This window comes from Halomonas sp. R57-5, from assembly GCF_900070345.1.
Lineage (GTDB): Bacteria > Pseudomonadota > Gammaproteobacteria > Pseudomonadales > Halomonadaceae > Vreelandella > Vreelandella ventosae_B.
Window position 1 is genome coordinate 4,022,096 of the sequence record NZ_LN813019.1, and the last position, 25,907, is coordinate 4,048,002.

Here is a 25,907-nt window from a genome sequence, read left to right on the forward strand (position 1 = left end):
TTAGATATTTATTTGCGCCACCGCATCTTCACTTGCTCGCGCACGCTGCTCGCCTTTCAGCTCGCTTAATTGCCCCTTCGACATCTCCAGCAATCGGTCGGCGTGGACGAAGTAGCTGTCGTCGTGGCTGATCGCAAACACAGTTTTCCCCATCGCTTTTAAGTGCGGTAATAGCTCGCGGTAGAACAGCCGTCGGAACTGCGGGTCTTGATCCGCCGCCCACTCGTCGAGCAGCAAGATATCGCGTTTTTCGGCAATCGCTAGTAGCAGTGCCAAGCGTTTACGCTGCCCTTGGGAGAGCTGGGTGTTGATGACGCGATCACCCTCCCACTGCAATTTGTGCTGCATCTGCAGTCGCTCAAGCCAGGTATCAACGACCTGCGGGTCAGCAGGCAGGCCTTCAGGGCCCATGGTCTGATCAAACTGATGGAAATCGGTAAAAACGCTGGCAAAGCGAGCGCGGAACGCTTCCCACTGAGCAGCAGTGACCACCTCGCCATCAATCTTAATAGTGCCGCTTTGGGGGCGGTATAACCCCGAGAGTAGCCTTGCCAGGGTCGACTTACCGCTGCCGTTGCCGCCGATCAGAAACACCTGCTCACCGCGCTCTAGGGTCATATTGAGCGGCCCCACCTGGAAGCCCTCGCCTTGGGCAGTGTCCGGGTAGTGATAAGTGACTTCCTCCAGCTCCAGATGCTGCCAATCGGCCAGCGTATCGTCAACGGCAAAGCTTGATTGGTACTCGGCTAGCTCCAGGCTGCTCAATTTATCAAACGCGACCTGGGCACTGATCAGCGTTGGCCAAGCGCCCACCGCCTGAATCAGCGGCGTACGCAGGAACAGCAGCGTCAGCGCGAAGGTGGAAGCCACCGTGGTATTCGCCCAGCCCAATCCATTAGAGAGGAAAAACACCACCCCGATGGCACCCAACATCATAATGTTAGACCAGTTGTTAGCGCTTAAGTGGTAGGTATCGGCGCGGATAATGTGGTGACGGTAGTCACGGGCATTGGCGGTATAGCGCTCATCATAAAAGCGCCGGGCACGGTCGCGGTTCAGCGCCAGCTCTTTGCGCCCTTCAATGGCTGCCTGGAAATCTTTATAGAGGCTGTCTTCGCTTTCACGCACGAGGCGAAAATGGCGATACACCCGCGACACCAGCACCCAACCCACGCCCATGGTGAACGCGATCCACAGCACGGTGATCACCACCATTTGCGGCGAAAGCCATGCCAAATAGGCCACCGAGGCAAGCGTTAGCACCACGCCCTGAATCAGCTCCGGCAGACGCACAAAGCCAATGGTGATGTTACGCACATCGCTGGACAGGCTAGCAAGCAAGGTGGCGTTGCCCAACTGCTCCAAACGCTCAATATCGGTGTCGAGGATCCGCTTCACCAGCCGCGAGCGTAGGTCAAACACAAAGTGGTGCCCCAGCACGGTGAGCGCCAATTGCGTACTGAGTGTGACTGCCAGGAGCACCGCCAGCAGGCCGAGAAATTGCGGCAACGCCGCCATACTGCCTACTTCAATAAGCCGTTGGTTGATAAAGGCAATCACCCCGACCCCTAAGCCAGCGCTCAATAGGCTCAGAGCAATGGCGCCTAAAAAGGGCCAGCGGTAGTGATGAAATACTAAGCGCAGCAGTTCCATGGGGCTCCTTGCCTTCTGTAAAGAGCGCTGAAGTCTACCAGCAGCACCGCTCACCAAGAAGACGTCATTTATAATGGCTTCAAACCGGTGGTCTGACAGCCTGTTTCAGAGGGCTATCTCAAAGAGCTATTTCAAAAACCATATCAAAGCGCTATTCCTAAGAGCTATTCCTAAGAGCTATTCCTAAGAGCGGTTTCAACTGGCTATGTCTAACTGGCTAAGTCAGATGGTTATCCCAGCGGAGTTCCAGGCTGGCGAGTAGCTCAGGCATCGCCAAGTCAGGCGTTACTCGATAGAGCCCGCCCTGGCCGGAGGAGACCAGAAAACCGCCATTGCCATCACAGCGGGCACCAGCGGCGTCAGGGAGTGCCAGGCTGGCGACAAGATTGCCTTGTGCGGCATCCAGCAGCAGTACCCGGTTGCCGCGAGGGGCAGTCACCAGGACATTGCCAGAAACACGGCTAAACGCCACGCTGGCAGTGTAGTGCTTCAGACTGGCGGTGACTTCATCGGCCAGCGACAGTTCGGAGAAGTGCCCCTGGGCATCCAGTCGGCAGATCAGTGGGTGGGTCTCCCACTCGGGGCCTTCAAACTGATAACCCGCGATCACCGTACCATCCGCCGCCACGTCGAGATGACGGCAGCTGAGCTGGTGGTGTGAAGGTTCGTGACGGGCCAGTACCTCACCACTGTTACGATCCATCAGCATTAGCGCTGGTGCCATAGTGTCCAGGTTGAGCTTAACCCGGCCGTAGTCAGGGTGTGTCTGGATACCCCCCAAACCAATCACCAGAGTGTCACCATCCGGCATCAGCCTCAGCTCATGGGGCCCAATGCCGYCCAGCGGCATATCGCGCACATGGGCGTAGTCGTTGTCAGCGTCGTAAACGCGCACTAGCCCGGCGCTGTCCTCCAAGCGGTTGGCGGTGACATACAGATAGCGCCCGTTCAGGTCGAACACGCCATGCCCGTAGAAGTGGTAGCCCTCCCCAGCCGCAAGGGTGTGGGCTAATTGGCGGCTGTCCCCATCGATCACATGCATCCGTGTACCAGGGCGGCGAGCGAACAATACGGCCTGGSGGGAGTCAGGCCGTAAACAGCCGCCGTGGCAGCGCTCGGGCACCTCGATCATAAAGCGGGTCTCACCATCCAATGCCACCCCGGCGATGTAATGCCCTCCGCTGGGGTCGTCGACCGCGCTGAACAGCCAAGCGGCTTCCTCTCGCGCAGGCAGCGCCCAGCTTAACGGGGTCAGCGCCATGGCGACGCTGCCCAACCCCACTTTGAGAACCTGGCGTCGCTGCATGGTTTAATCCCCATCGCTGGAGTTAAAGCCTCGCACCAGCCCCAGTTCACCAGCGATCTCATTACCCAGCAGGTGGCGTAACTGGCTGATATCGAGGTAAAGCGACTGTAGACCGCGAAACGCCGCTTCGTCGTCCAGGGCAAGCACTAAGCCCGACGGCTGGTCGCGGGCCTGGGCGAGCGTCTTATCGAGCTGGTCACGAAATGCCTCGGCGAGCGGCAGTGCCTCGGCCTCGCGCAGCAGCGCGGTAAGGCCCGGCAAGAAGCCGGTACGCAGGCCCTCCAGGCTGCTCTCTACCAAACGGACCGAGTTGCCGCTACGCCAAGCTTCGGACAGGTAGCCGTTGGCGGGGGCGCCCTTAAGGCCCATGGGTTCCCCAAGGCGTTTATCTTCTAGGAGCTCAAGGGCCTGGATGGCGCTGGCCAAGGTGGTTTCCGTGTAGTCAGAGGTGCCAAGATAGTGCTCACCAAAGGCCTGCCAGTCGCGATGCAGCGCATTTGTGGTATCCGCGATATGCGTCGTGATGGCCTGCATCAAGTCGCAGGCGGCAGGATCGCTAAGAGCCTGTCCATCCATGGCGTCGTCATAAAGCAAGTACTCAAGGGCGGGAAAGCCCTGGACCGCCACGCTATCGCCGGCAATCACCTGGGCATCCAACGCGCTGGTTGCTTTTAACCACCCGTTCACCTTGCGGCCTACCAGGTTTTTGCGATCTGGCCAGAACTGGAGTTGCCAGCCCCGGCTGTTCTGCTCGACGGGGCCGAACTGTATAAAACGCACCGCCTGCCAGGCCTGATAGGCGCTCAGCCAGTCATTTTCTAACCGCTGCCTTAGTGCCTCGTCGGGGCTCTGACAGAAACGCACGGCGCTAGTCTCCAGGCGTTCAGAGGCGACGCTCAGTTCGGCATATTGCATCTCTACCGCGCCGTGCCATATATCCCGCGGCGTGGTGTTCTCCGTAGCAAAAGATAGCGGTGCAGCCAAAAGTGCACAGGCCAGCAAACCCAGCCGACGAAACGTAGCCATCACATAAACTCCTTGGCAATTAAGCCTTCCAGCAACACTTATAGGGATTCAAGAAAGCGAATGAGTTCAGCGCGCTGATCCTCAGGCAAGTCACGATAGCTCTGGGTGGCCTCTTCCGCCTCACCGCCGTGCCAGAGAATCGCCTCTTCCAGGGTGCGAGCACGGCCATCGTGAAGAAAGCCCGCTCTAGGGTTTACCGTTTGCGCCAGCCCGATTCCCCACAACGGCGGGGTGCGCCACTCGCGGCCATCGGCCTTGAACTCGCTGCGCTGGTCGGCCAGGGCGTCGCCCATGTCGTGGAGCAGCAGGTCGCTATAGGGCCATATTATCTGATCCGCTAGAGCCGGGCGTGCGGCATCCGCAGCGGTGCGATGGCGAGGGGTATGACAGCTGGCGCAGCCCAAAGCATTGAATCTTTCGGCACCCTGCTTCACCGCCGGGTCATCCATATCGCGGCGCATCGGCACTGCCAGGCTGGAGGCGTAGAAGGTCACAAAGTCGGCCACGTCATCACTGACTTCTGGCGTGCCTCCGTTGGGAAAATCATCGCAGCCCTGGCTCTCCATGCAGTCGGTCTGCGGCACCAAACTGGAGGTCAGCCCCATATCGCCAGCAAAGGCGTGCAGGCCCTGCTGCTCAATGCTGGGTTCACCCGCTTTCCAGCCGAAACGCCCCATAACGGTGCTGCCGGTACGCAGATCCCAAACCCGATTGGCGCGCCCGGAAATGCCGTCGTCATCCGCGTCGTCAGGGTCGGCGGCCGCCAGCAGGTCGGCTTCAGGAATTGCCGCCAGCAGCCCCAGGCCAATCATCGGCGGAGCCAGCCGCGGCGAGGTCTGCAGATCCTCGGGCAACTCACCGTAGGCGGGCTCGGCAATCGAGTAAAACGGCGCCTGCAGGGTAACGCTAGTGCCATCGGCAAAAGTCACCTCTCGAGGACGATACTCGATCAACATTTTTGCCTCTGGCTGCGCGCCGGAAATCGCCGCGGTTTGTAGCTGCAGGCCGTAGTTGGGCACCGGAAGCGCGCCGCGCTGTTCCAGAATCTCGGGCTCCGCTTGCTGAGAAGGTAGCGAAAGGCGCAGGAATAGCGCGATGGGGTTTTCATCACCGGCTGGTGGGTGGCCGCGACCATCTTTGAGGTGGCACCCTTGGCAGCTATTGGTATTGAATAGCGGGCCCAGGCCGTCGCGGGCATCGGTGCTGGCGGGAGCCGCCACCCAAGGGTTACGGAAGAAGCTATTACCCACGCTGAAATCCAGCCGTTTGGTCATCGACATATTACCCAGCGGCAGCGAATAAGCGTTATGGTCAAACTGCTCCACCGACCCATCGCCGCCACTCATGGGTGTCGATTGGAGGGGATAATCTTGGGTAGGTGGCTCATTTTGAGTAGGCGATTCATTTTGTATAGATGACTCGGCTGCCTGCAAGGGTGCTACCAACAGGGCCAGCAAGAAACTGCTTCTGGCTAATGTGCAGGGCACCCACTTGGCTAGGATAATAAACCGGGGTAAGCGGTACATGGTGATACCTTGAGAAGGATGTTACTGAATACGAGCCATTCGATAAAAGGCAACAGAGCCGCTCGATAGTAGAACTATCGGCGGCTCATGGTAGACGCTAGTTCGGTCTAGAACTGGTGACCGGCGTCATCGGGCTGCAGAGATGTCACCCCAAGCACGCCAGCGGATTCCTCAAGCGAGCCGGTTTGCGCCACCAACGCTAAAATCGCGCCGTTGATCAACTCGCTGCCCTTCACGTTACCCGGCGCGATCATCATATCGAAGGCCATTGGCGAGCTCTCAGTTTCTGCCGCCTGTTTGATCGCATCAAGGCGCGCCATACTGGCGTCAAGCTGCTGGCCCAGAGTGTCAGCAAGCTCGCTATCTTCTTGAGCCAACAGGTCTTGCAGCGAAGGTCCATCTACCACGCTGCCGTCTAGGCGCTGATAGCTGCCGGTGTAGATATTCTGAACACCCTGGCCGTTGTAGTAGTGGGAGTTGTGGGTATTGTCGCTGAAGCAGTCGTGCTCATCCTCAAAAGAGTTGGCCTCCAGAGCGACTTTTAAGCGCTCACCTGCTAGCTCGCCAAGCGACAGTGAGCCCATGCCGAACAGCATGCGGCGCAAGCCTTCCTGGTCGCTTTCCGCCAGCAGCTCCTGGCGGTAATTGCCCTCGGTGTCCGGCGCCCACTGGGCCACCATCCACTCAAGATCATCGACTAGCAGGTCGGACACCGCGTCCAGATAAGTGCGGCGACGGTCGCAGTGGCCGTGGGTGCAGTCATCGCCGGTTTGGTAATCGCTGACCGGACGTTCCCCGTTGCCTGCCTCAAAACCATGCAGATCCTGGCCCCACAGCAAGAATTCGATGGCATGGTAGCCGCTGGCAACGTTGGCTTCAGAGCCGCCGATTTCATTAAGATCGGCCAGGAGTTGCGGGGTAATCTCGCTAACGTCCAGGCTTTCGCCCCCAACATTGATTTGCTCGTTGGCAATGATATTGGCCGTGGCGCCTTTATTGCCCAGCTCATGCTGGTAGTCATCGCCTTCGACGTAATCAATCATGCCCTCGTCCAAGGGCCAGGCGTTTAGCTGCCCTTCCCAATCGTCGACCACCGCATTGCCGAAACGAAACACTTCACTCTGCTGATAAGGTACCCGCGCCTGCAACCAGGCTTGCTTGGCTCCGCTCAGGGTTTCGGCCGTGGGATTGGCGAGCAATTCGTCGATACGCTCGTTCAATGCTTGGGCAGCATTCAGTGCATCGGCGTAATTGGCATAAGCCAGATCGGCGTAGTGTTTAACCACGGCGTCAGCGCTAACGGTGTCGTCAGCAGCAGCGGTGTCGACAGCAACTGGGGCAAAAGGCATCAGCGCACTAAGCGCAACGATGCCAGCAAGAGGGCGACGGAGCATGATGGAGGGCATTACAGTGTCCTTTAGGCTATGGCGTTACAGAAACGACTAAAATAAAGTGCTAAGTCATCTCGCTAGGATGGGATGTTGCGCCCAATCTGAAATGTAATTCATTGGCTTATGAGACTCAATCCTATTTAATCTCATATCAATCGCACCGCCGGGTTTATTCGTTCTTTTTTTGCTTTACGTCACTTTTTGCTGCTCTGGGAATACCGCTATGCTGGATTACAAACTGCTTCACGCCTTAGCGACCGTAGTGGAGTGCGACGGTTTCGAGCGCGCAGGCGACGTGCTGGGGCTTTCGCAGTCGGCAGTCTCCCAGCGCATCAAGGCACTGGAAGTTCGCCTGGGCCAGCCGGTGCTGATTCGCCACCCGCACTTAGCCCCCACCCCTGCGGGCCAGCGGCTGTTGACCCACTACCAACAAGTCCAGCTATTAGAGCGTGACCTGCGGGGCTCTCTGCCCACGCTGGATGACCAGGCTCCGCGACTGCGTATCGCTATCAATGCAGATAGCCTGGTCACCTGGTGGGCCGAGGCCGTCGCACATATCTGCCAGCAGGAGGGAGTGCTGCTGGATCTGGTGATCGAAGACCAGGATGTCGGGCTCAAGCGCTTGCGCGATGGCGATGTAGCCGCTTGCCTGTGCGCAACACCACAGCCGATTGCCGGAGCACGCTGTGTGGCGCTGGGCGAAATGCACTACCATCCGCTCGCCTCACCCGATTATGTGGCGCGACACTTCCCGGATGGACCCAACGCTGAAGCTTTTCAAAAGGCCCCGGCCATCGTCTTCGGCCCCCATGATCAGTTGCAGCACCAGTTTCTCGCCCTGTGCGGTTACCATGGCCGCTTTCCTTACCACCTCTGCCCCTCTTCAGAAGGGTTTGTACGCTTGGCCGCGGCCGGGATCGGCTACGGCATGATGCCCCAACTACAGGTCGGCGAATTAATGGCAAGTGGCCAATTGACCAGKGTTGCTCCCGGCCACTCTTTAGCAGTGCCTCTTTATTGGCATTTTTGGCGCCACAGCGGCCAGTTAATCCAACGGCTTACCCAGCAATTGAGTCGTATCATGTATTAAGTATGAGGGTTTTAAACGCTATCTTTTGCCAAAGCCGACTACACTCAAATAGCTGATCGCGACACAGGTAGTTTAAGCAGCTAGCGCTATGTCGACGAATTAGCGCCCCCGGCGGGCAAGGGAACCCAGGGAACAGCGCACGGGGTAATAAAACGAAAAAAGCGATACCCTATGCATGCAATACGTTTAACGACGGGTGTTTACACTGGCCTATTGTTGCTGCTTGCGGTTTTGTTTATTCCGCGGGCTCAGGCAAACACTCTTTTATCCGCATCGCCAAGCCAGGCGAGCTATTCGCTTGCCCCTTATAACGAGTTCTGGCACGCCGACGAACCGTCTTTATCGATTAACGATTTACTCGCAAAACCGCGTACCTTTAAGCCCACCCACCAAGCCAAAGATTTAAATTTCGGCTATACCCGCGGTGATGTGTGGCTGCGCACCCAAGTGCGCAACGATTCGCCGGATCCCCAGAGCTGGGTGGTGGAGTTTGAGTACCCGTTCCTGGATTACGTTACCCTTTATACGTTTCGCCAACAGCGCAGCGAAGTGCAGCTAAGCGAAGTGCAACTAAGCGGCAGTGCGGTTCCCGTTGAACAGCGTGCGCTCGCCCACCGGCAGGCGGTTTTCCCCCYTCAGCTAGCCGCCCATGAAACGGTCACGCTGTATACCCATGTGGCTGCATCAGGCAGCAAGATGCTTAGCTATAACTTACTAGCACCCGAGGCATTTTATACCCAAAACGACCGACATAATTTTTGGCTGGCCACTTACTTTGGCATGCTGCTGGCGATGGGCTTATATAATTTACTGCTATTTTTTGGCTTCAAAGAGCGCGTATTTCTTCACTACTCGCTATTCGTCGCGGGCTTTGGGCTTGCCATCCTGGCGTTTAACGGCATTGGCACTCTCATGTTTTGGAGTTTTTTAGGTGAAAACACGTCACGCTTGGTGGCACTCGGCTTCACCTTTGCCTCCACCATGGCCACGCTGTTTGCGCAGAGTTTTCTTAACACCGAGACATACTGCCCACGCTGGCATCAGGTATTGAACACCTTTCGCAGCTACTGCTGGCTGGCCGTTATCGCGTCGCTGCTGCTACCCATTCCTGCGGCGCTTCACCTCATGGATGTGACAGGGTTTATGGCAGCCTTACTGCTGCTGATATGCGGCAGCTACTGCAGCTTGCGACGCATACCCAGCGCTAGGCTGTTCGTGTTTGCGTGGTCGCTATTTCTGCTGGGGGCAGGTGTCTTTGCACTGCGCAACCTGGGCGTACTACCCGCCAATTTTATTACTCTTCACGGGATTCAAATTGGCTCTGCACTAGAAATGTTGCTGCTTTCGTTTGCGCTGGCATCACGCTTTAACAAACTTAAACGGCAAAAAGAGCGTGCTCAAACCGCTATGTTAGCTGCGCTTAAAAAGCAGGAAGCCGTGCTGGAGCAAAAAGTCGCCGCCCGCACTAAAGCACTGGAGCATTTAGCCAACGGCGATATGCTGACCGGTTTATTAAATCGTCACGGCCTGGCGCGCTGCGCCGAAGAGGTTCTCGAGCGTAATCGTCAACTTGGTCAGCGCTTGGCGTTACTGATGCTCGATCTTGATCGTTTCAAACCCATTAACGACTGCTACGGCCATGAGGCAGGAGATTTTGTATTACAACAAATAGCTAAGCGCATCGCTAACCTGGCGCGTGTTGGTGATCACTGCGCACGCTTTGGCGGCGATGAGTTCATTATTATCATGGAGAATATTGAGCCCGACGATACGCTTGAGAATATTCAGGCCCGTATCGGGGAAGCCATTCGCTCACCGATCAAACTCCCCTGCGGCGAACGAGTCAGTGTGGGCGTAAGCATCGGCGTTAGCACTTGCCAGGGGACAGACAACACCACGCTAGAGAGTTTACTGCGTGAAGCCGATAGCCATATGTACGCTGTCAAATCTCGCCAAGCAGTAGAGTGCTATCGCTACGGCTCGGCGGGTTAGTCTTTAGCCATTTTCAATGGCCGTTAATCAAACAGGCTCATACGCTTCATCACGTTATCGCGTTTGATTTTCCAATGGAATATGGCCCCCGCGACGTGCAGTACCACCAAGCCTAAAATGGCCCACCCCAGGCGCTCATGCCACATAAACAGCTGTTCAGATAGCTGCTCGCGCTCGCCAATTAACCCTGGCAAATGCCAGTGGAAAAACTCAACGGGAAATCCGCCACTTGCCGTTGCTGCCCAGCCCAACAAAGGCATGATAATGAGTGCTAAATAGAGCAAATGATGGACGCTGGTACTGACTACTCGCTCAAAGGCGTTTAAAGGCGGTTCATGGTCGGGCACCACAAAGGCCAGTCGGGTAATAATACGTAGCGTCATTAGCAATAGTATCAACACCCCCAGCGTTTTATGGCTGGTATAAAGCAGGTTCGTAAGCATATTGCCGACTAGCGCAACGGTGCGCTCATAGCCCAAAAAGCCTAACGTTAAACCGCTGGCCAAAGAGAGCAACACTGCGCCCGCCACCAGCCAGTGCAACACCCGATGCGGGTAGATATAGTGATCCAGTTCGTGCATGTAGTGCTCCTAACTGCCAATGCATTGGCTTTTTAGTCTAGTCAGTAACGCTCCCTTACGCTGATTAAAGCACTACGCGGCCATCAACGCTAAACGTTACTAACGAAATACCTTATAGCGCCTGCTCGGGCGCTGCCAGCTGTTCGCGTATTAACTCGCCCAATCGGCGCGCAGGCTCCGAAGGCCGGTGCGGCGCACGGTGCAGCGCCAGCTCAATCATCGGCAGCGCCGGCAGCCCGCTGCTCTCATCCAGCGGCCTCAGCGCTGGGGTTAGCATGCTGCGAGTCACCACCACGATGGCCAACCCAGCGGTAACAATTGGTGCCAACCCCGCCATGGACTGGCTGGTATAGGCAACCCGCCAGCTACGCCCGGCTGATTGCAATGCCTGCTCGGCCACTTCACGAAACACATCTGCCCCAGGGGAGTAGAGCGCCAGCGGCAGCGGGTCACTAAGCAGCGGCTGCTGGTTCATTCCTACGGCCCACAATAAAGGCTCCCGGCGGATAACATCGCCGCCTGGCGAGTTACGCTGCCGGGTTACCAGGGCTAAATCCAACTCTTTGGCTTTCACCTGCTCGACGAGGTGCGTGCTGGTACCGCAGATCACCTTTAACCCGACCGCGGGATAAAGCTGATGAAAGTAGGCAAACACCGAGGGCAGCAGCGAGGCGTAATCTTCAGGAATCCCCAGGGTAAGATCCCCGGTGACCTGACGAGCCTGCATATCACTCCATGCTTCATCATTAAGCGCTAATAGCCGTCGGGCATGGCTGAGTAATCGCTCACCTTCTGAAGTAAAGCGTATTCGCCGCCCTTCCCGCTCGTGCAGCGTGAGCGATAACTGCGCCTCTAACCGCTGTAGCTGCATGCTCACGGTTGACTGGGTATACGCTAACCGCTTTGCCGCCGCCGTTACACTGCCGGTGTCCGCGATGGCCACCAGGGTACGTAGCAGGGTTAGATCCAACGTGGGTGCACGCATATACCAGTCCTCATCTATCAGCCCTTATTCATCTGCCCTTATTCATCACCATTCTTGATAATAACGATCATAAAAGATCGATATTGTGATGTGTTCATAATGAGTATGCTGCTCAGCACATTCACTAATCAAGGAGAACTCTTATGCATCCCGTTCACTCCCCCGCGTTATTTCCACGTTGGTACAGTGTTGGTGCGGCGTTAGTGGCCGTGATGCTTTGGAGTGCGGCGCCGCTGCTGGCCGAGTTTGCCAAAGCGACACCGCCCTTGCAGCTAACCGCCGTTACCCTGTTAGCAGGGTCATTAGCAACGCTACCGTTAAGCCGCCGGGTTAACGTCGCCGCCTGCGGCGCGGGCTGGCAACTGAGTGTTTGGGTGGGTATCCCGCTGCTCATCTTTGGCGCCGTCAGCACCTACTTTATTGGCATGCGGTTAGCGCCCGCCGCCGAAGCGGCGCTGATTACCTACACTTGGCCGGTGCTGTTTGTACTACTCAGCCAATGGAGCCGTTTTGGCCGCCTGCAGATTGCGGGGGTTGTCGGCGCACTGATTGCGTTTTCGGGTGCGGCGCTGCTGCTGGTTCCTCAAGCTATCAACGGGGGCTTGGGAGGCGCCACCACGGGCTACGCGCTAGCCTTGTTGGCCGCCTGCTGCTGGGCAATCTATTCATGGTTAAGCCAAGCAGCGCCAGTGGCGTTAACGCCGCTGCTGCCGCGGCTACTGCTCATCGCCTGTGCTATTGCCTTGACCGCGAGCCTGGCACTGGAAGGCACGCTAGCTTTTCCCAGCGGGGAGGCATTGCTGGCAGGTATCGCCCTGGGGTTAGGGCCGTACGGAGTAGCCATGGTGGCGTGGGATAAAGCGTTGCGCTGGGGGCACGCGAGCCTGGTGGGCAGCTTGGCCTATGGCGTGCCGATCCTGGCCGCCCTGCTGCTGGTGCTGGCAGGCATGAGCGTACTCGACTGGCGTTTACCCGCCGCGGCCGTGCTGGTGGTGGTAGGCTGCCTCAAAGCGAGCCGTTAATCTCCTCACGCCTAACTATTTACACCTTACGCCTCACCATTTACTCCTCACCACCGACCAATAGAGTAACGCCCCTATCACGATAAGCGACAGGGGCGTTGGGCATTATTGATTAACGCTGATAATTAAAGCTCTGGGGGAATATCCGTCGGCTCCATCTCAAGGCTTAATTCGAATAAGCCGCTACCGGTAGCGCTAAAGCCTCGTGCGCTTACCGTGTAAGTGCCGGGCAGCAACGGCTCTTGAAGACGTGAGTCGGTACCGCCTGCGCCGTCGTCATCGCTGATGGCAACGCCTTGACCACTAACTTCGATAAAGGTGTCAAAATCGGCAGAGCGCATCTCCAACGTCACTAACGAGCTCTCTTCTACCTCCAACTGGTACGTCAGCGGCTCTCCGCTGTACCAACCGTTCAGCGCTTCACCAGGGGTAAGCGTGCCTTCATTACGCAGTTCAACATCGGGCATATCGCGCGGCTCCATGGTGAGCGTAAACATGCCGCTGCTCTCGCCATAGGCTGTGCGTGCCGTTAACTGATATTCACCGGGAGCCAGAAAATCAGCGATGCTGGCATCTAGATTACCGGCACTATCATCATCTTCTCGGTAGTAACCGTTAGGCCCCTCAAGTACCAGATACGAGTCGATGTCGCTGGAGCGCATGTCAATCTGGTACATGCCAGCTTCTTCTACTTCTACTTGGTAGCCAAGGTCCTGACCACTGTACCAACCGTTGAGAGAGTCATCGGGAGTGAGCGCTCCATCATTGCGCAGCTCGCCATCTCCCGGTAACTCGTGAGGCTCTACTGAAAGCGTATAGATGCCATCACCATCACCGTAGGCGCTGCGTGCCGTTAGCGTATACTCACCGGGCTCCAGGAAATCAGCAATACGTGCGTCTAAATCACCGGCACTGTCGTCGTCTTCACGAGCGTAGCCATTCGGCCCTTCAATCTCTAGGTAAGCGTCGAAGTCGTCGGAGCGCATTTCCAGTTGGTAAAGGCCCGCTTCTTCTATATTCAGAGTGATTTCACGGGCATCCCCCTGCAGCCAACTGTCGATAGGCTCACCCACTGCCACTGTGTCCGCGTCCGTCAACTCAACGGCGCGGCTGTCAACGGTAAACGGGCCATAGCTGTGGGCATCAGCACCGCTAACCACCACCACGTAGTCACCACTCTCCTCAATACGGTGGCGCACGACGGGGGCATTATCGAGTAGCTGTAACTGGTCATCATAAAGCGCCACAACGCCCTGCAAGGCACCGTTGAGAGAAATCTCAACGATCTCATCCTCTTCCAGTGAAATGGCATAGCGCATGAAGCGGCTACCATCGTTACCGTTCAGTTCGCTGGCCGAGGTTATTTCGCCACGCAGGCGCTCATCAAGGGTGAGCTTTTCAAGGCCAACAATAGCCTCGGCAACCGCCGGCTGATCAGTTGTGTCTACGCTTTCCGCAGACGTTTCATCAGCAGTTTGCCCTGGCAAGGGAATAAGTTGCGCGGCGAGAAAACCCACGGCGGCGCCACCAACCGCCACCAATACAAACGCAAACGAAGAGGATTTAGCCATGAGCTGTTCCTTGTTGAGTCGTAATGACAATCATTAATTAGATAAGCAGTCGTGATTATAAGCTGCTTACTCAATTAAAGTGAGCGTTTCATAAAAAATGCTGCATTGCGCAACGACCATTCTTTATGCATCTCATACCTGGGCTGATAAGTCACTGAAACCCAAGGCCACATAAGCAGAGATTAAAAAATCTTGAAATTGAACCTATTTGCATCGATCTTCTCAAAGCTTGCTGACTCGTTGCGACAAGGGKAGTATCGACAAGCCTATCAGGCACCTCATCAAGAGTGCGGGATTCGCAACACGAAAAACTGAGGTACTCCTATGGGAGCCCAAAAACGACTGATCCGAACGATTTGTTTGGCAGCGGTACTAGTCAGCAGCGCTGCCAACAGTGCTTTTGCACACGAAACAGAAACACAGCAAGGCGTCGCCTCTTTTTACAGTGACCGCTTTCAAGGAGCGACCACCGCAAGTGGGCAACCCTTTGATCAACAGGCACTGACCGCCGCCCATCCGAGTTTGCCGTTTGGAACAAAGGTGTTGGTGACACGCCCGGACACGGGACAAGAAGTAGAAGTTCTGATCAATGACCGCGGCCCTTTCATTCAAGGACGCATTATTGATTTATCTAAACGCGCGGCAGCGAAGCTTGGCATGATTCGCCGCGGTACAGCTCCAGTGATGGTAACGCTGTTGGATTAACGGATAACACATCCTTGGTTGTTGTGTGATACCCATTAGCCTAATCAATGCGACAGCACACGAAGCATCGTTATCTTAAGCAGTCAACAGACAGGGCGACCAGCAATGGTCGCCCTGTTTTTTTTTATATGACTTACCTCATGTGAATTGCTTCCCGATACATTAACGAACTTGCAAGCAGGCTAAGGGTCTCTATGCTGCAAGGAGTTCGAACGCCCAGCCCAAAATACACAGCTCAAAACGCTAAGTATTCGCAGGAGAAATTTATGCAGTCACAATTTTATACGCTTACCGATTACCCCAAGGGCCTTCCCGACCGCGCGCTGTTCAAGTTAGAGACACAAACGCTTCCCGATCTGGCCGAAGGCGAAGTGCGCATTCGTAACCACTGGCTTTCCGTTGACCCTTACATGCGCGGCCGCATGAGCGGCATTCGCACCTATGTGGACCCGTTTGAACTCGGCAAGCCCATGGAAGGCGGCGCCATTGGCGAAGTTATAGAGACCAATGATCCCAGCCTGAAAGTGGGCGACAGCGTCAGCCATATGGGCGGCTGGCGGGATATCGCCCAACTGCCTGCACAAGGGGTCACAAAACTACCCGATCTTGATGTTCCTGAGCAGGCCTATCTAGGTGTACTGGGAATGCCCGGCATGACAGCTTGGACAGGCCTCAACCTGATTGCCGAATGTAAGCCTGGCGATAACGTTTTAGTCAGCGCCGCCAGCGGTGCAGTTGGCTCGCTAGCCGTCCAACTGGCTAAAGCGAAGGGCTGCCATGTGGTGGGTATTGCAGGCGCCGCTCATAAGCTAGCTTGGCTGGRGTCATTGGGCGTCGAGCCGGTCAGCTACCGAGATAGAGATGCTCACGAGCTTAGCGATGCMATTAAGCTCGCCAGCCCCAACGGTATCGATGTCTATTTCGAAAATGTCGGCGGCATTTGCCTTGAAGCGGCGCTTAGCCAGCTGAATGAAGGCGCGCGGATCGCCGTGTGCGGGATGATTGATGGTTACAATGCCAAAAAGCCGGCTCCTGGCCCTAGCAACCTTGCCCAGCTAATTATGCGCAAAGCCAAAATGCAGGGCTTTATCGTCACCGATCACTGGTCGAGTTACCCCTATTTCCTGAACGAAGTAGCTCCTCAGGTAGCGGAAGGCAAGCTGGACTATAAAGAGACAGTGAAAGAGGGCTTAGAAAGCACGCCCGACGCCTTTCTCGCCCTGTTTGATGGCGCCAACACCGGTAAAATGCTGGTCAAACTGTAGCGCTCCGTTCACCTCTATCCCATCCTCATTGCACTCTGGCCGCAGCACGCTTTTCGCTGCGGCCAGCGCTGCAGCTAAGAAAAAATTGTCAAAACGTTAGACCAATAGCGAATTGATAATTAAAATCATCTTTCAGAAATGTGTGTTTTAACCCATCGGCACTGTCGATGGGTTAGAGCGCGTTGTCGGTAGGTTGTAACAAGGGGACACCTCATGGAAGAAAGCACGCGTGATCACGGTAAATGGCCAGCGATTATCGTTGGCCTACTACTCCTTATTGTCGGCTTGGCGCTCGCTTTTGGCGGTAGCAAGCTCGTCAGCGTAGGCGGCAGTGCCTACTACTTAATCGCCGGGCTTAGTATTATTGCCTGCGGCGTTTTATTTACCCTGCGTCGCGGCGCCGCTCTATGGCTCTACGCGCTGATTCTTTTTGCCACCTTGGTGTGGGCCCTGTGGGAGGTTGGCCTCGACTGGTGGCAGTTAGTGCCCCGCGTCGCCATCCTCTGCTTAATCGGCATTCTGCTGCTCCTGCCCTGGTGGCGTAAGCCGCTAGGCTCAAAAGGCGGCAGTCTGGCGCTTGTTGGCAGCATTGCTGCCGCTGTTATCGTGGCCATTGCCAGTCAGTTTAACGATCCTGGCACTATCGAAGGGTCGCTGGCAGATAGCGAGACAGCCACCGCCGATAGCGTCAACCCTGCCCAAGTGGCAGGCGATGACTGGCCCGCCTATGGCGGCACCAATGCGGGCACCCACTACTCTTCGCTCGATCAGATCACTCCGGAAAACATCGGCGAGCTTGAAGAGGTATGGCGCATTCAAACCGGTGACGAAGCGGGCCCCAATGCGCCCCCCGAAATCACCAATCAGAATACCCCGCTGAAAGTGAACGACAGTTTGTATATCTGTACCTCGCACAGCCGGGCGATGGCGCTGTCTCCCGAAACGGGAGAAACCCTATGGGCGTTTGATCCTGAAATCAGCACTATGGGGGCGGATGACTTTTCTGGCTGGGCGCATATGACCTGCCGCGGCCTCGCCTACTATGACGCCGCAAACTATTCTACTGACACTAACGACGCTGCCACCGATAGCGCAGAAGAAACAAACAGTGACGCTGCGCCGAGCAGTGCAACGGCTCTCTCTTTCGACATCTTCGATGACAGCGATATTTTCAGTCTGGATCTCTCCTTCTTGTCCCTGCTGTTTGGTGTTGAAGAAGAAAACGGCGCCCCGCAGCAACCCATGCTCAGCGAGACCGACGTCATGTGCCCTCGCAGGCTGTACCTACCCACGGCAGATGCACGCTTGATTGCGCTGAATGCTGACACCGGTGAGCGGTGTGCCAGCTTTGGCAATAACGGTGAAATTGATCTCACCAACAATATTGGCGAGTTTTCTCCAGGCGGGTACTACTCCMCCTCCCCTGCTACGGTGACTGAGAACCTGATTATTCTAGGCGGACATGTCACCGACAACAGCTCTACCGACGAGCCGTCCGGCGTTATCCGCGCCTTTGATGTACATACCGGCGAGCTGGTATGGAACTGGGATAGTGGCAACCCAGACAATACCGACCCGCTACCAGAAGGCGAAACCTACACGCGCAACTCCCCCAACGTATGGGCACCGATCAGCGTTGATGAAGCGCTAGGCTTGGTTTACCTGCCCATGGGTAACGCTACGCCTGACCAGTATGGCGCCGACCGCACTGAGAACGATGAAACCTACAGTGCAGGTCTAGTGGCACTCGACCTGGAAGATGGCCAGGTTGAGTGGGTTTACCAGTTTGTGCATCACGATCTATGGGATATGGATACACCCGCGCAGCCGGTACTGATTGACCTGGCCACCAATAATGGCACCCAGCCCGCGGTTATTCAGCCGACCAAGCAAGGCAGCCTGTATGTATTGAACCGCGAAACCGGCGAACCGATTGTACCCATTGAAGAAGTACCGGTTCCGCAAGGGGCTGTGGAGGGCGACTGGACGGCCGAGACACAGCCGCGTTCAGCGCTTAACCTGCTACCACCGCCGCTCACCGAGCGCGATATGTGGGGCGCTTCCCCGTTTGATCAAATGATGTGCCGCATTCAGTTCAACTCTTTGCGCTACGAAGGCCAGTACACGCCACCTTCACTGGAAGGCAGCATCGTTTATCCAGGTAACGTGGGTGTGATGAACTGGGGTGGCGTCGCAGTTGACCCCGAACGCCAAGCGCTCTTCACCGGGGCTAAATACCTGGCGTTCGTTTCCAAGCTGGTACCCCGCGAAGAGGTTGAAGAGGGCCAAGGCTCTGCCAGTGAGCAAGGCCTACAAGTTAATGAAGGGGCACCCTATGCTGTTGAACTCGGCCCGCTGCTTTCAGTACTCGGCCTGCCCTGCCAAGCGCCTTCCTGGGGCGATGTGGCGGGTATCGATCTGCAAAGTAACCAAGTGACCTGGAAACACCCCAATGGCACCACACGCGATAGCATGCCGTTTGACCTGCCAATTGGTTTGAACGTTGGCGTTCCGGCGCTAGGCGGCCCGCTGACCACCGCAGGCGGTGTTTCGTTCTTGAGTGGCACGCTGGATCAGTACCTGCGCGGATACGATATCACCACCGGTGAGGAGCTGTATAAAGCGCGCCTGCCAGCAGGTGGTCAGGCCACACCGATGACGTACACGGGCCAGGATGGCCGCCAGTATGTGGTCGTTACGGCGGGGGGTCACGGTACCTTTGGTACCAAGATGGGCGATTACGTGATTGGCTACGCACTACCGGAGTAACCGGTTAGCTTAGCCTCATCACCAACGAGAACGGGCGGCCTCATAAATGAGCGCCGCCCGTTTTTATTTATAAAGCTTTTAGAAACGTACCTCTAGCCCGCCATAAACACTGCGCCCTGGGGCCGGTTCATAGAAACGTCCATAAGTGCCATTCAAGCGAACATTGGCGTAGTGCTCTTCATCTAGCAGATTGCGCACGCCGACATAGGCATTCAACCGCGTATTGCTACCTAACTGCCAGCCATCCCCCACCCGCAGGTTTACTAACCAGTAGCTATCCACCTCTGTCTCATTGGCGTTGTCCGCCACCAAGTCACCTACGTACTGGGTTTCCAGCGTGGCAAAGCGCTCATCCAGACCCTGCCAAGTGAGTTGATTGACCCAGGTTTGCTCGGGCAGGCCAGGAATGCGATTCCCGCCAAAGCTTTCAGTTGGTGTAGCAAATTGATCAAACTCATAGCTCGCCAGCGTAAGAGCGCTATCCAACCGCCATTGGTCGGCGAGCTGCCAGCCTAGCGCCAGCTCAATGCCGTCGCGGTCGGTATCGCCTGCGTTTTGGTAGAAGGTGCGACCGCCGTCATCATAAGGCACCAGCTCATCGCGCACGCGTACCGAAAACAGCGCCAGATCGTAATCCATCGCCAGTGGCTCAATATAACCCCGCAGACCCACCTCACGGTTCCAGGCTTTTTGCGGCGACACCGACGGGTTAAAACCACCGCCCGCCGGATTGGCAAACTCGGAGAACGTCGGCGTTTCAAACGCCGTACCGGTATTGATATAGGCTTGATGCTGCGGACGATAACGGTAACTTAACCCCGCCGAACCGCTCCACTCATTGAAGGTCTGGTCACCGCTTTGATCGCCATCGTCCTGATAGCGATCATCTACTTCTAGCTCCACTCGGTCAAAGCGTGCGCCAAGCGAGAACGTTACCTGCTCGGTCAGCGCTAAATCGCCCTGGGCAAATACCCCAGCGGAGGTCGCCGTTTGGGTCTCTTCCGCCAACTGCTCGCCGACAACACCTTGGCCGTTTACATCGTTGCGGAAGCGCTCATCGTCTTGGCGGGCCACATCAACACCGGTGATATAGCTCAACGGCAGGCTACCCAGGCTGACTTCATGGTGATACTCAGCGCTCGCGCCCAGGTAATCACGCTGATAGCCAATGCGGCTATCACCCACATAGGGCAGCTGCTGCTCAAAATCGCGCTGGGCGATAAAACCTTTGAGATACAGCTCGCCAGGGCCAGCGGACAAATCCTCGTACTGTAAGCCAATAAGCTGCTGATCTACGTTCTGTCCTGCATCCAACGCTAATGAGTTCGGCGCCGCTTGATCACGGCCACTGGCCACTTCACCGGCGTTCAGCGCGCCGGGGTCTTCGGAGCGGGGATTGTCCAGTAGATTGATAATCGCGGTTAACGCCCGGTCGCTGCCTAACTCCCGGCGCAGCTTGGCATTCAGCAAGTATTTCTCTGTTGAGCTCTGCTCCCGATAGCCATCCACATTGAGCGCTGAAAAGCTCACATGGTGCGACCAATCCCCCTGGGCGCCCCCTGTTTGCACAACCGCCTTACGGTAACCATCGCTTCCCACTTCGGTACGCACACTCGAGCCAGGATTATCACGCCCATCGGCGGTGGTGATATCAATCACCCCACCTGCTGCGTTGCCGTAGAGCACCGAAGAGGGCCCACGAATCACTTCGATGCGCTCGGCGCTGTCCAGATCAATGGCATCTAGCTGCGCCTGGCCATCCGGCAGCGTATAGGGAATACCATCCACCATCACGGTAATACCGCGCACCCCAAACGGCGCCCGGGCGCCAAAGCCGCGAATGGAGATTCGCTGGCCTTGGGCGAAGTTATCGCGATTCTGCAAGAACACCCCTGGCACACGAACTAACGCCTCATCCAGTCGTGTACGCTGCTGCCCCTGAGCAATCACTTCGTGGTCAAGCGTTGAAACCGCAGCGGGCGTCGCGTAAAGCTCCCGCGATAGCCGAGGCGCCGTCACTTCCAGCGTGGCCAAGCTATTGCTATCGGTCGGACTCTCTTGAGCCCAGCCTGGGCTTGCACCAAGGCAGCTGAACAAGCAAAAAGACGTGGTGGTGACTTTTAACGGTACTTTTTTTAACGATGCTTTGAACACGGGATCCCTTCCAAACAGCATAGAGCGGAAATAAATGGCGGAGTTGAACGATTGTCTACTCGGCTAGTCGTAGAGAATTAGCCAAGGCATGGATAAATAGATTGATCGTGCCTACACTTGTACAAGTTACCCCAATGAAAGCAAAGGAGGCTTCATGGCGTTTACAGCGACTGATCCAATCAAGATGATTTTTGCCGTAATACTTCCCCCACTCGGCGTATTTTTTGAGGTCGGTTTTAAAGGGCATTTCTGGCTGAATATCATTCTAACGCTATTTGGCTTCGTACCGGGCATCATTCATGCGTTTTATGTAATATTGAAACACTAGGTTTTAATAGCCGGTTTTTAAGAGCCACGTATAGTCAAAACGATGCCGCCCAAGTTAACGCTTGGGCGGCTTTTTTATATCATCACGATAGGCGGGCATGGCGCCGCTTATGCAACGCATGAACGCGCTCATCCAGCTCCGCTATCGGGCCTTCCACCTTGAGCCCAGGCACCACCTGCTGAATAGGCAGGGTCGCGACTGGCGACGGGGSCACACCCAAATCGGCCAGCCAGAGACTCAGCTGTTGAGATGAACTGACGTAGACAATACGCCCAAGTCCTACCCAACCGTGGGCAGCGGCACACATAGGGCAGTGTTCACCCGACGTATAAACGGTCGCCGTTGCTCGCTCCGCCGGCGTCATATGCTGCGCTGCCCAGCGCGCCAGGAAGAATTCAGGGTGCTGAGTAGAATCCCCTTCAGCAATGCGGTTACGATCTTCTGCCAACACATCACCTGCGGCACTTACCAGTACGCTACCAAAGGGTTCATCACCCGCGTCAAGAGCCTCTTCGGCTAGCTCAACGGCACGTGTTAAGTAAGCGAGCTCTCGATCATCCAAAATGGGCTCTCCTTATAGTCGTCATTGGCCTACTGCATTTACCCCTTTGCCGTCGCTGGTGCTTTTTCGACAAACTCCTCTTGCAACTTCTCTCCTTCACTACGCGCTATCACGGAGGTGCCTACCAAGTCGCCTGTCACGTTCAGCGCCGTACACCCCATTCCTACCAGTGCATCGATAGCGGTGAGCAACGCGACGGTTTCAATTGGTAGGCCCACCTGGGCAAACACCGTGGCGATCATGATGATTCCGGCCCCCGGCACCCCTGCCGTGCCCACCGACACTAACGTGCCGATCAACACTATTTGCACCATGCTAATGAAATCCAGCGGTGCACCAATCACGTTGGCGGCAAACACCGCCGAGATGGCGATACGAATCGCCGCCCCATCCATATTTAAAGTAGCCCCTAACGGCAGACTAAAACCATAGATGCTTTTGGGAATTCCTAAGCGGTGGGCAGCATTAACCGTTAGCGGTAACGTACCCGAGCTGCTTTGGGTGGCAAACGCCGTGGCCATGGGCGTACGGGCTTCGCGAAAAAAGGTGCGCAGCTTCACGCTAAACAGCCGCATGATGCCGCAATAAATCAGCAGTTGAGTTGCCAGGGCGATATACAGCACAACCACCATATCACCTAGTGAGAGTAGCGTTTCCAGCCCCTGCTGACTCACCGTTTCGGCAACAATCGCAAACACGCCGATGGGCACGTAGTGCAATACCCCTGACATCACTTTTAGAGTGACCTCGTTTAGCGCTTCAATCACGCCATAAAGGCGTTCACCCATGGCATGCTGCCGCTCCGACTGGCGCATCTTTAGCAATGCGATGCCAAACACCAGCGCCGTAAAAATAATGCCCAACATGTTGAGCTCGGCAAACGCACTAATAATATTATCCGGCACTATATTCAGCAGCGTATCGACAACGCCTGGATTCTCGGGCACAGAGAAACTGGCACTCTCATCCAACGTCATACCGCTGCCAGGGCTAAACAGCGTGGCAACAGCTAAGCCCACCATAATAGCCAGCGCCGAAGAGGTAAGGTAATAGCCGAACACCTTACCGCCCACGCGACCCGCACTGCCCTCGCGGGACTGATTCACCCCCACCATTAGCGTAAACAGCACAATCGGGACAATCAGAAAAGTGAGCAGCCGTAGCAGCAAATCGCCTAACGGCGCTAACCAAACCGCTACCGGCTCCCCGCCCACCAGTCCGACCACAACACCCAACACCAGTGCGATGGTGACGCGTAAAATCAACGACGCCTGACAATAGGCCTTCCATATGCGAGTCATTTAAGTCCCTATAGGTTTGCATGTGTGAGCGGGTCTAATGTGAGCAGCACGTGCCCCATTTATACGTCTCATTCTATTAGTGTGGCACAGCGATATCGATAAGACAGGAGGCGGTAATAAATCAATGCGGTACGCACTTCCTCTGCAGACAGCCGGAGAAACAGCCCATCAATGTGGCAGGCCCGGTGGCTTTTTATAGTGCGCAGACGTACCAAGCATGCGCAGCCTTGTGCATGCTTGTTAATTTAGCGATTACTTTATGGACACCGATGGCGTTAACATACACTGGAAAGCCAAATACCCTCATTCAAGCATTGAGGTATTGTTAGCCCTAACGAAGCCCTCTGCAGCTAACGTATCAAGTCAGATTATCTTTACAAGAAAAGGAGTTTTCGCATGCGTTTTTCTCTCACCTGTTTAACGGTATCCACATTGGCATTGATGACAGCAGGCTGCGCACAACATTCCGCCACGACCAGCGAAAACAGTCTGGCTGAAATCCGTTATGAAGTAGGCCCTTGCTACGGCACCTGCCCTGTCTATAGCGTTGCGGTTGAGGCGGATGGTACGACCCGCTACACAGGTGAACGCCACACGGCCGTGGAAGGTGAGCGTACTCAGGCAGGCAATGAGACCATTTTTCGTTCGCTGCAAGAGCGACTAGCTGCCATGCAACCCGACATGGGAACAACGCAGCAAACCCTTGATTGCGAACCGCGTGCCACCGACCTGCCAAACTATACAGTGACTTGGGTTAATCAGGATGGCGCACAAGCGGTACTTGAGCACGATACTGGCTGTCACTCTGAAAACGGTCGCGAACGAACCGAGATCCTAAAGAGCCTTAATGCAGAGCTTGGCATTGAAAATTGGGTACAACAGTAAGTGCGATAGCCAGTGCATAATCMCTAATGGCAGCTAACACGCGATATCTTTGCCCAAGGAGCGTCAATGCATACGATCAACCCGCGCAAGCTACACCAAAGCAAATGGACGGCTGCCCAGCCAAGCAATAAAGAGAAGCACTTTATGGTTACCCAGCTGCTGCGCGATGAAGAAGAGAACCTAGTAGAGGTCGTGATTGAGGCTGTGTACTCTCATCGCGAGCTCATTTTGCCGTGGCAAAGCTTAAAAGATGACAGCGTGTGGAAAGTGGGCTGGCAATAGAGGCTGTTTAGTGGGCACAACGGTAAGATAGTCAACAAAGGCTTTGACATACGCAACATTTCATGACACTGTAGCTACAGTTGGTTAGCAAGCAAGCATGGTTTCAGAAGTGTACGAAAAAGATTTAGAAATGTACGAGATAGACGTGTACAAAATCTTTCGGCAAGACTGTAATTGTATTCCTTGTTTTATCCGCTATTAATCTGGGTGATACCAGGAACTTTACTAAGCGCTTTGCGCGAAAGGATTTTTACTATGTCTACTGGCACAGTTAAGTGGTTCAACGATACTAAAGGCTTCGGTTTTATTGCTCCTTCTGACGGCGGCGATGACCTGTTTGCCCATTTCTCTGAAATTCAAGCAGACGGCTTCAAAACCCTGCAAGAAGGTGCTAACGTTTCTTTTGACGTTACCCAGGGCAAGAAAGGCCTTCAAGCTTCAAACATCAAGCAAATTTCCTAAGCCTAGGTCTAACAAGACATAGCGCTTTAGAATTTGCTCGAACCTTCCAAGGTTCGGATAACAAAGCCCGCTCATGCGGGCTTTGTTGCGTTTAGAGATATTACTTTTAGCAGATTCTTTTGGACATAGCCCAGGCTAGGTACGCAGCCACTGCACTACCCGCACATCTACCGTCACTTCCAGCCTATCAAGTGCCGCTGCGCGAGCACGCCCCTCAGCGCTGGCCCGGTAAAGATGCGGCGTCATCGCCAACAGATCGGCAATTTCCTCTTTTCCATTTAGCGCTAGCGAGTAGCTTACTCTCTCGCTGCTATGGTGCGTAAAGCCCGCTGGTGTTTCTACCTCGCTTGAACGCTCAGGCTTTAACGTCGGGTAGATAATCTCCCGTAACTCTCGCAAATGATCGGGCCCTGCCTCCACTTGTAGCCATACACCGCCAGTTTTCAATACCCGAGCAAACTCGCCCACTACCGGAAAGCCAAACATGCACAGCACGCTATCCAGCGCACCCGCCTGCACCGGTAAGTGCGCATTGCTGCCCACCACCCAACTGCTTAGCGGTGCCTGTTTCGCATCCTGCTTGGCGGCAGCCAGTACCGCCCACTTGGAAATATCCAGCCCCATCAGCGAAAGTGATGGTGAGGAGGCAGCAGCGTGAGCTAATTGACGCAGGTAGTAACCTTCGCCACAGCCTGCATCCAGGCAGCTAAACGGCTCACTGCTTAGCGTTTGGACCTCAGCGTGGTTCAAGACTGCACGACTGACGGCGTCCGCAATGGGCTGGTAGTGCCCCGCCTCAAGAAAGCGCTGGCGAGCAGCTACCATAGCCTTACTATCGCCCGGGTCATGGGAGCGCTTTTGCTGCACCGGCAGTAAGTTAATGTACCCCTGTTTAGCGATATCAAAACTGTGCCCGGCCGGGCAGCTCCAAGCGTTGCCCGATCGACTTAGCGGTTCGCCATCTAATGGGCAGGCCAGCGCCTGGAAGGGAGTGATGCTCATAGCTGTTTCTGTAACCATTGTGGAAGAGGTGTAAGCGCAACGGAGAGCG

The 25,907-nt window shown here is 55.6% G+C and carries 22 protein-coding genes; 10 read left to right on the top strand and 12 right to left on the bottom strand.

Annotation, left to right across the window (positions count from 1 at the left end):
- The 5 genes from HALO_RS18330 to HALO_RS18350 all read right to left on the bottom strand — a co-directional run bounded on the left by HALO_RS18330 (position 1) and on the right by HALO_RS18350 (position 6,917).
- Positions 1 to 1,653 (bottom strand): multidrug ABC transporter permease/ATP-binding protein, encoded by a 1,653-nt coding sequence (locus tag HALO_RS18330; RefSeq protein ID WP_035577065.1) that lies wholly within the window; start codon positions 1,651 to 1,653, stop codon positions 1 to 3.
- 217 nt (positions 1,654 to 1,870) lie between these two features.
- Positions 1,871 to 2,959 (bottom strand): DUF1513 domain-containing protein, encoded by a 1,089-nt coding sequence (locus HALO_RS18335; RefSeq protein WP_050713815.1) that lies wholly within the window; start codon positions 2,957 to 2,959, stop codon positions 1,871 to 1,873.
- Between the two features lie 3 nt (positions 2,960 to 2,962).
- Complete coding sequence (locus HALO_RS18340; RefSeq protein ID WP_035577061.1) at positions 2,963 to 3,985, bottom strand: imelysin family protein; 1,023 nt, start codon at positions 3,983 to 3,985, stop codon at positions 2,963 to 2,965.
- 38 nt (positions 3,986 to 4,023) lie between these two features.
- On the bottom strand, positions 4,024 to 5,511 hold the full coding sequence (locus tag HALO_RS18345; protein WP_035577058.1) for a di-heme oxidoreductase family protein: 1,488 nt from the start codon (positions 5,509 to 5,511) through the stop codon (positions 4,024 to 4,026).
- A gap of 107 nt (positions 5,512 to 5,618) precedes the next feature.
- Complete coding sequence (locus HALO_RS18350) at positions 5,619 to 6,917, bottom strand: imelysin family protein (protein WP_092490867.1); 1,299 nt, start codon at positions 6,915 to 6,917, stop codon at positions 5,619 to 5,621.
- 208 nt (positions 6,918 to 7,125) lie between these two features.
- On the opposite strand from HALO_RS18350, the gene HALO_RS18355 reads away from it, so the two are divergent.
- Both HALO_RS18355 and HALO_RS18360 read left to right on the top strand, forming a co-directional pair.
- Complete coding sequence (locus HALO_RS18355; protein WP_050713817.1) at positions 7,126 to 7,992, top strand: LysR family transcriptional regulator ArgP; 867 nt, start codon at positions 7,126 to 7,128, stop codon at positions 7,990 to 7,992.
- A gap of 171 nt (positions 7,993 to 8,163) precedes the next feature.
- The gene (locus HALO_RS18360; RefSeq protein WP_050713818.1) at positions 8,164 to 9,984 is read left to right on the top strand and encodes a diguanylate cyclase; all 1,821 of its coding nucleotides are present in this window, start codon (positions 8,164 to 8,166) and stop codon (positions 9,982 to 9,984) included.
- Between the two features lie 23 nt (positions 9,985 to 10,007).
- Here the strand turns inward: HALO_RS18360 and HALO_RS18365 are convergent, their stop codons facing one another.
- Both HALO_RS18365 and HALO_RS18370 read right to left on the bottom strand, forming a co-directional pair.
- Complete coding sequence (locus tag HALO_RS18365; RefSeq protein ID WP_035577052.1) at positions 10,008 to 10,565, bottom strand: cytochrome b; 558 nt, start codon at positions 10,563 to 10,565, stop codon at positions 10,008 to 10,010.
- 112 nt (positions 10,566 to 10,677) lie between these two features.
- Complete coding sequence (locus HALO_RS18370; protein WP_035577051.1) at positions 10,678 to 11,550, bottom strand: LysR substrate-binding domain-containing protein; 873 nt, start codon at positions 11,548 to 11,550, stop codon at positions 10,678 to 10,680.
- 143 nt (positions 11,551 to 11,693) lie between these two features.
- On the opposite strand from HALO_RS18370, the gene HALO_RS18375 reads away from it, so the two are divergent.
- Positions 11,694 to 12,572 carry a DMT family transporter gene (locus tag HALO_RS18375; RefSeq protein ID WP_035577048.1) on the top strand — a complete coding sequence of 293 codons (879 nt, stop codon included), beginning with the start codon at positions 11,694 to 11,696 and terminating at the stop codon, positions 12,570 to 12,572.
- A gap of 125 nt (positions 12,573 to 12,697) precedes the next feature.
- On the opposite strand, the gene HALO_RS18380 is transcribed toward HALO_RS18375, so the two are convergent.
- The gene (locus HALO_RS18380; RefSeq protein ID WP_035577046.1) at positions 12,698 to 14,143 is read right to left on the bottom strand and encodes a hypothetical protein; all 1,446 of its coding nucleotides are present in this window, start codon (positions 14,141 to 14,143) and stop codon (positions 12,698 to 12,700) included.
- A 324-nt stretch (positions 14,144 to 14,467) separates the two neighbouring features.
- On the opposite strand from HALO_RS18380, the gene HALO_RS18385 reads away from it, so the two are divergent.
- From HALO_RS18385 to HALO_RS18395, 3 genes are all read left to right on the top strand, one after another.
- The gene (locus tag HALO_RS18385; RefSeq protein ID WP_035577043.1) at positions 14,468 to 14,848 is read left to right on the top strand and encodes a septal ring lytic transglycosylase RlpA family protein; all 381 of its coding nucleotides are present in this window, start codon (positions 14,468 to 14,470) and stop codon (positions 14,846 to 14,848) included.
- 266 nt (positions 14,849 to 15,114) lie between these two features.
- Positions 15,115 to 16,113 carry an NADP-dependent oxidoreductase gene (locus HALO_RS18390; RefSeq protein WP_050713819.1) on the top strand — a complete coding sequence of 333 codons (999 nt, stop codon included), beginning with the start codon at positions 15,115 to 15,117 and terminating at the stop codon, positions 16,111 to 16,113.
- Positions 16,114 to 16,326: 213 nt separating this feature from the next.
- Positions 16,327 to 18,882, top strand: a complete 2,556-nt coding sequence (locus HALO_RS18395; RefSeq protein WP_050713820.1) for a glucose/quinate/shikimate family membrane-bound PQQ-dependent dehydrogenase — start codon at positions 16,327 to 16,329, stop codon at positions 18,880 to 18,882.
- Between the two features lie 78 nt (positions 18,883 to 18,960).
- Here the strand turns inward: HALO_RS18395 and HALO_RS18400 are convergent, their stop codons facing one another.
- Positions 18,961 to 20,979 (bottom strand): TonB-dependent receptor family protein, encoded by a 2,019-nt coding sequence (locus tag HALO_RS18400; RefSeq protein WP_035583093.1) that lies wholly within the window; start codon positions 20,977 to 20,979, stop codon positions 18,961 to 18,963.
- A 211-nt stretch (positions 20,980 to 21,190) separates the two neighbouring features.
- Here HALO_RS18400 and HALO_RS18405 point away from each other — a divergent pair, with 211 nt between their 5' ends.
- Entirely contained in the window at positions 21,191 to 21,364 is a 174-nt protein-coding gene (locus tag HALO_RS18405; RefSeq protein WP_009722289.1) for a YqaE/Pmp3 family membrane protein, read from the top strand.
- A gap of 82 nt (positions 21,365 to 21,446) precedes the next feature.
- Here HALO_RS18405 and HALO_RS18410 read toward each other — a convergent pair whose 3' ends face one another.
- Together HALO_RS18410 and HALO_RS18415 are read right to left on the bottom strand one after the other, a co-directional pair.
- On the bottom strand, positions 21,447 to 21,926 hold the full coding sequence (locus tag HALO_RS18410; RefSeq protein ID WP_331710087.1) for a nucleoside deaminase: 480 nt from the start codon (positions 21,924 to 21,926) through the stop codon (positions 21,447 to 21,449).
- A 38-nt stretch (positions 21,927 to 21,964) separates the two neighbouring features.
- On the bottom strand, positions 21,965 to 23,227 hold the full coding sequence (locus tag HALO_RS18415) for a dicarboxylate/amino acid:cation symporter (protein WP_035577035.1): 1,263 nt from the start codon (positions 23,225 to 23,227) through the stop codon (positions 21,965 to 21,967).
- A gap of 396 nt (positions 23,228 to 23,623) precedes the next feature.
- On the opposite strand from HALO_RS18415, the gene HALO_RS18420 reads away from it, so the two are divergent.
- The 3 genes from HALO_RS18420 (at position 23,624) to HALO_RS18430 (ending at position 24,856) form a co-directional block, all read left to right on the top strand.
- Positions 23,624 to 24,112, top strand: coding sequence for a DUF6438 domain-containing protein (locus HALO_RS18420; RefSeq protein ID WP_035577033.1), 489 nt, complete (start codon positions 23,624 to 23,626; stop codon positions 24,110 to 24,112).
- Between the two features lie 66 nt (positions 24,113 to 24,178).
- Positions 24,179 to 24,394 (top strand): TIGR02450 family Trp-rich protein, encoded by a 216-nt coding sequence (locus tag HALO_RS18425; RefSeq protein WP_035577031.1) that lies wholly within the window; start codon positions 24,179 to 24,181, stop codon positions 24,392 to 24,394.
- Between the two features lie 255 nt (positions 24,395 to 24,649).
- Positions 24,650 to 24,856 (top strand): cold-shock protein, encoded by a 207-nt coding sequence (locus HALO_RS18430; protein WP_007111402.1) that lies wholly within the window; start codon positions 24,650 to 24,652, stop codon positions 24,854 to 24,856.
- A gap of 135 nt (positions 24,857 to 24,991) precedes the next feature.
- Here HALO_RS18430 and HALO_RS18435 read toward each other — a convergent pair whose 3' ends face one another.
- The gene (locus tag HALO_RS18435) at positions 24,992 to 25,858 is read right to left on the bottom strand and encodes a putative RNA methyltransferase (RefSeq protein WP_035577030.1); all 867 of its coding nucleotides are present in this window, start codon (positions 25,856 to 25,858) and stop codon (positions 24,992 to 24,994) included.
- Between the last annotated feature and the right edge of the window lie 49 nt (positions 25,859 to 25,907).

Coding starts and splice junctions, on each gene's coding strand:
- HALO_RS18415 (WP_035577035.1), bottom strand. CDS start 23,227: ATGACTCGCATATGGAAGGCCTATTGTCAGGCGTCGTTGATTTTACGC.
- HALO_RS18330 (WP_035577065.1), bottom strand. CDS start 1,653: ATGGAACTGCTGCGCTTAGTATTTCATCACTACCGCTGGCCCTTTTTA.
- HALO_RS18350 (WP_092490867.1), bottom strand. CDS start 6,917: ATGCCCTCCATCATGCTCCGTCGCCCTCTTGCTGGCATCGTTGCGCTT.
- HALO_RS18370 (WP_035577051.1), bottom strand. CDS start 11,550: ATGCGTGCACCCACGTTGGATCTAACCCTGCTACGTACCCTGGTGGCC.
- HALO_RS18385 (WP_035577043.1), top strand. CDS start 14,468: ATGGGAGCCCAAAAACGACTGATCCGAACGATTTGTTTGGCAGCGGTA.
- HALO_RS18425 (WP_035577031.1), top strand. CDS start 24,179: ATGCATACGATCAACCCGCGCAAGCTACACCAAAGCAAATGGACGGCT.
- HALO_RS18345 (WP_035577058.1), bottom strand. CDS start 5,511: ATGTACCGCTTACCCCGGTTTATTATCCTAGCCAAGTGGGTGCCCTGC.
- HALO_RS18405 (WP_009722289.1), top strand. CDS start 21,191: ATGGCGTTTACAGCGACTGATCCAATCAAGATGATTTTTGCCGTAATA.
- HALO_RS18420 (WP_035577033.1), top strand. CDS start 23,624: ATGCGTTTTTCTCTCACCTGTTTAACGGTATCCACATTGGCATTGATG.
- HALO_RS18365 (WP_035577052.1), bottom strand. CDS start 10,565: ATGCACGAACTGGATCACTATATCTACCCGCATCGGGTGTTGCACTGG.
- HALO_RS18430 (WP_007111402.1), top strand. CDS start 24,650: ATGTCTACTGGCACAGTTAAGTGGTTCAACGATACTAAAGGCTTCGGT.
- HALO_RS18380 (WP_035577046.1), bottom strand. CDS start 14,143: ATGGCTAAATCCTCTTCGTTTGCGTTTGTATTGGTGGCGGTTGGTGGC.
- HALO_RS18340 (WP_035577061.1), bottom strand. CDS start 3,985: ATGGCTACGTTTCGTCGGCTGGGTTTGCTGGCCTGTGCACTTTTGGCT.
- HALO_RS18435 (WP_035577030.1), bottom strand. CDS start 25,858: ATGAGCATCACTCCCTTCCAGGCGCTGGCCTGCCCATTAGATGGCGAA.
- HALO_RS18375 (WP_035577048.1), top strand. CDS start 11,694: ATGCATCCCGTTCACTCCCCCGCGTTATTTCCACGTTGGTACAGTGTT.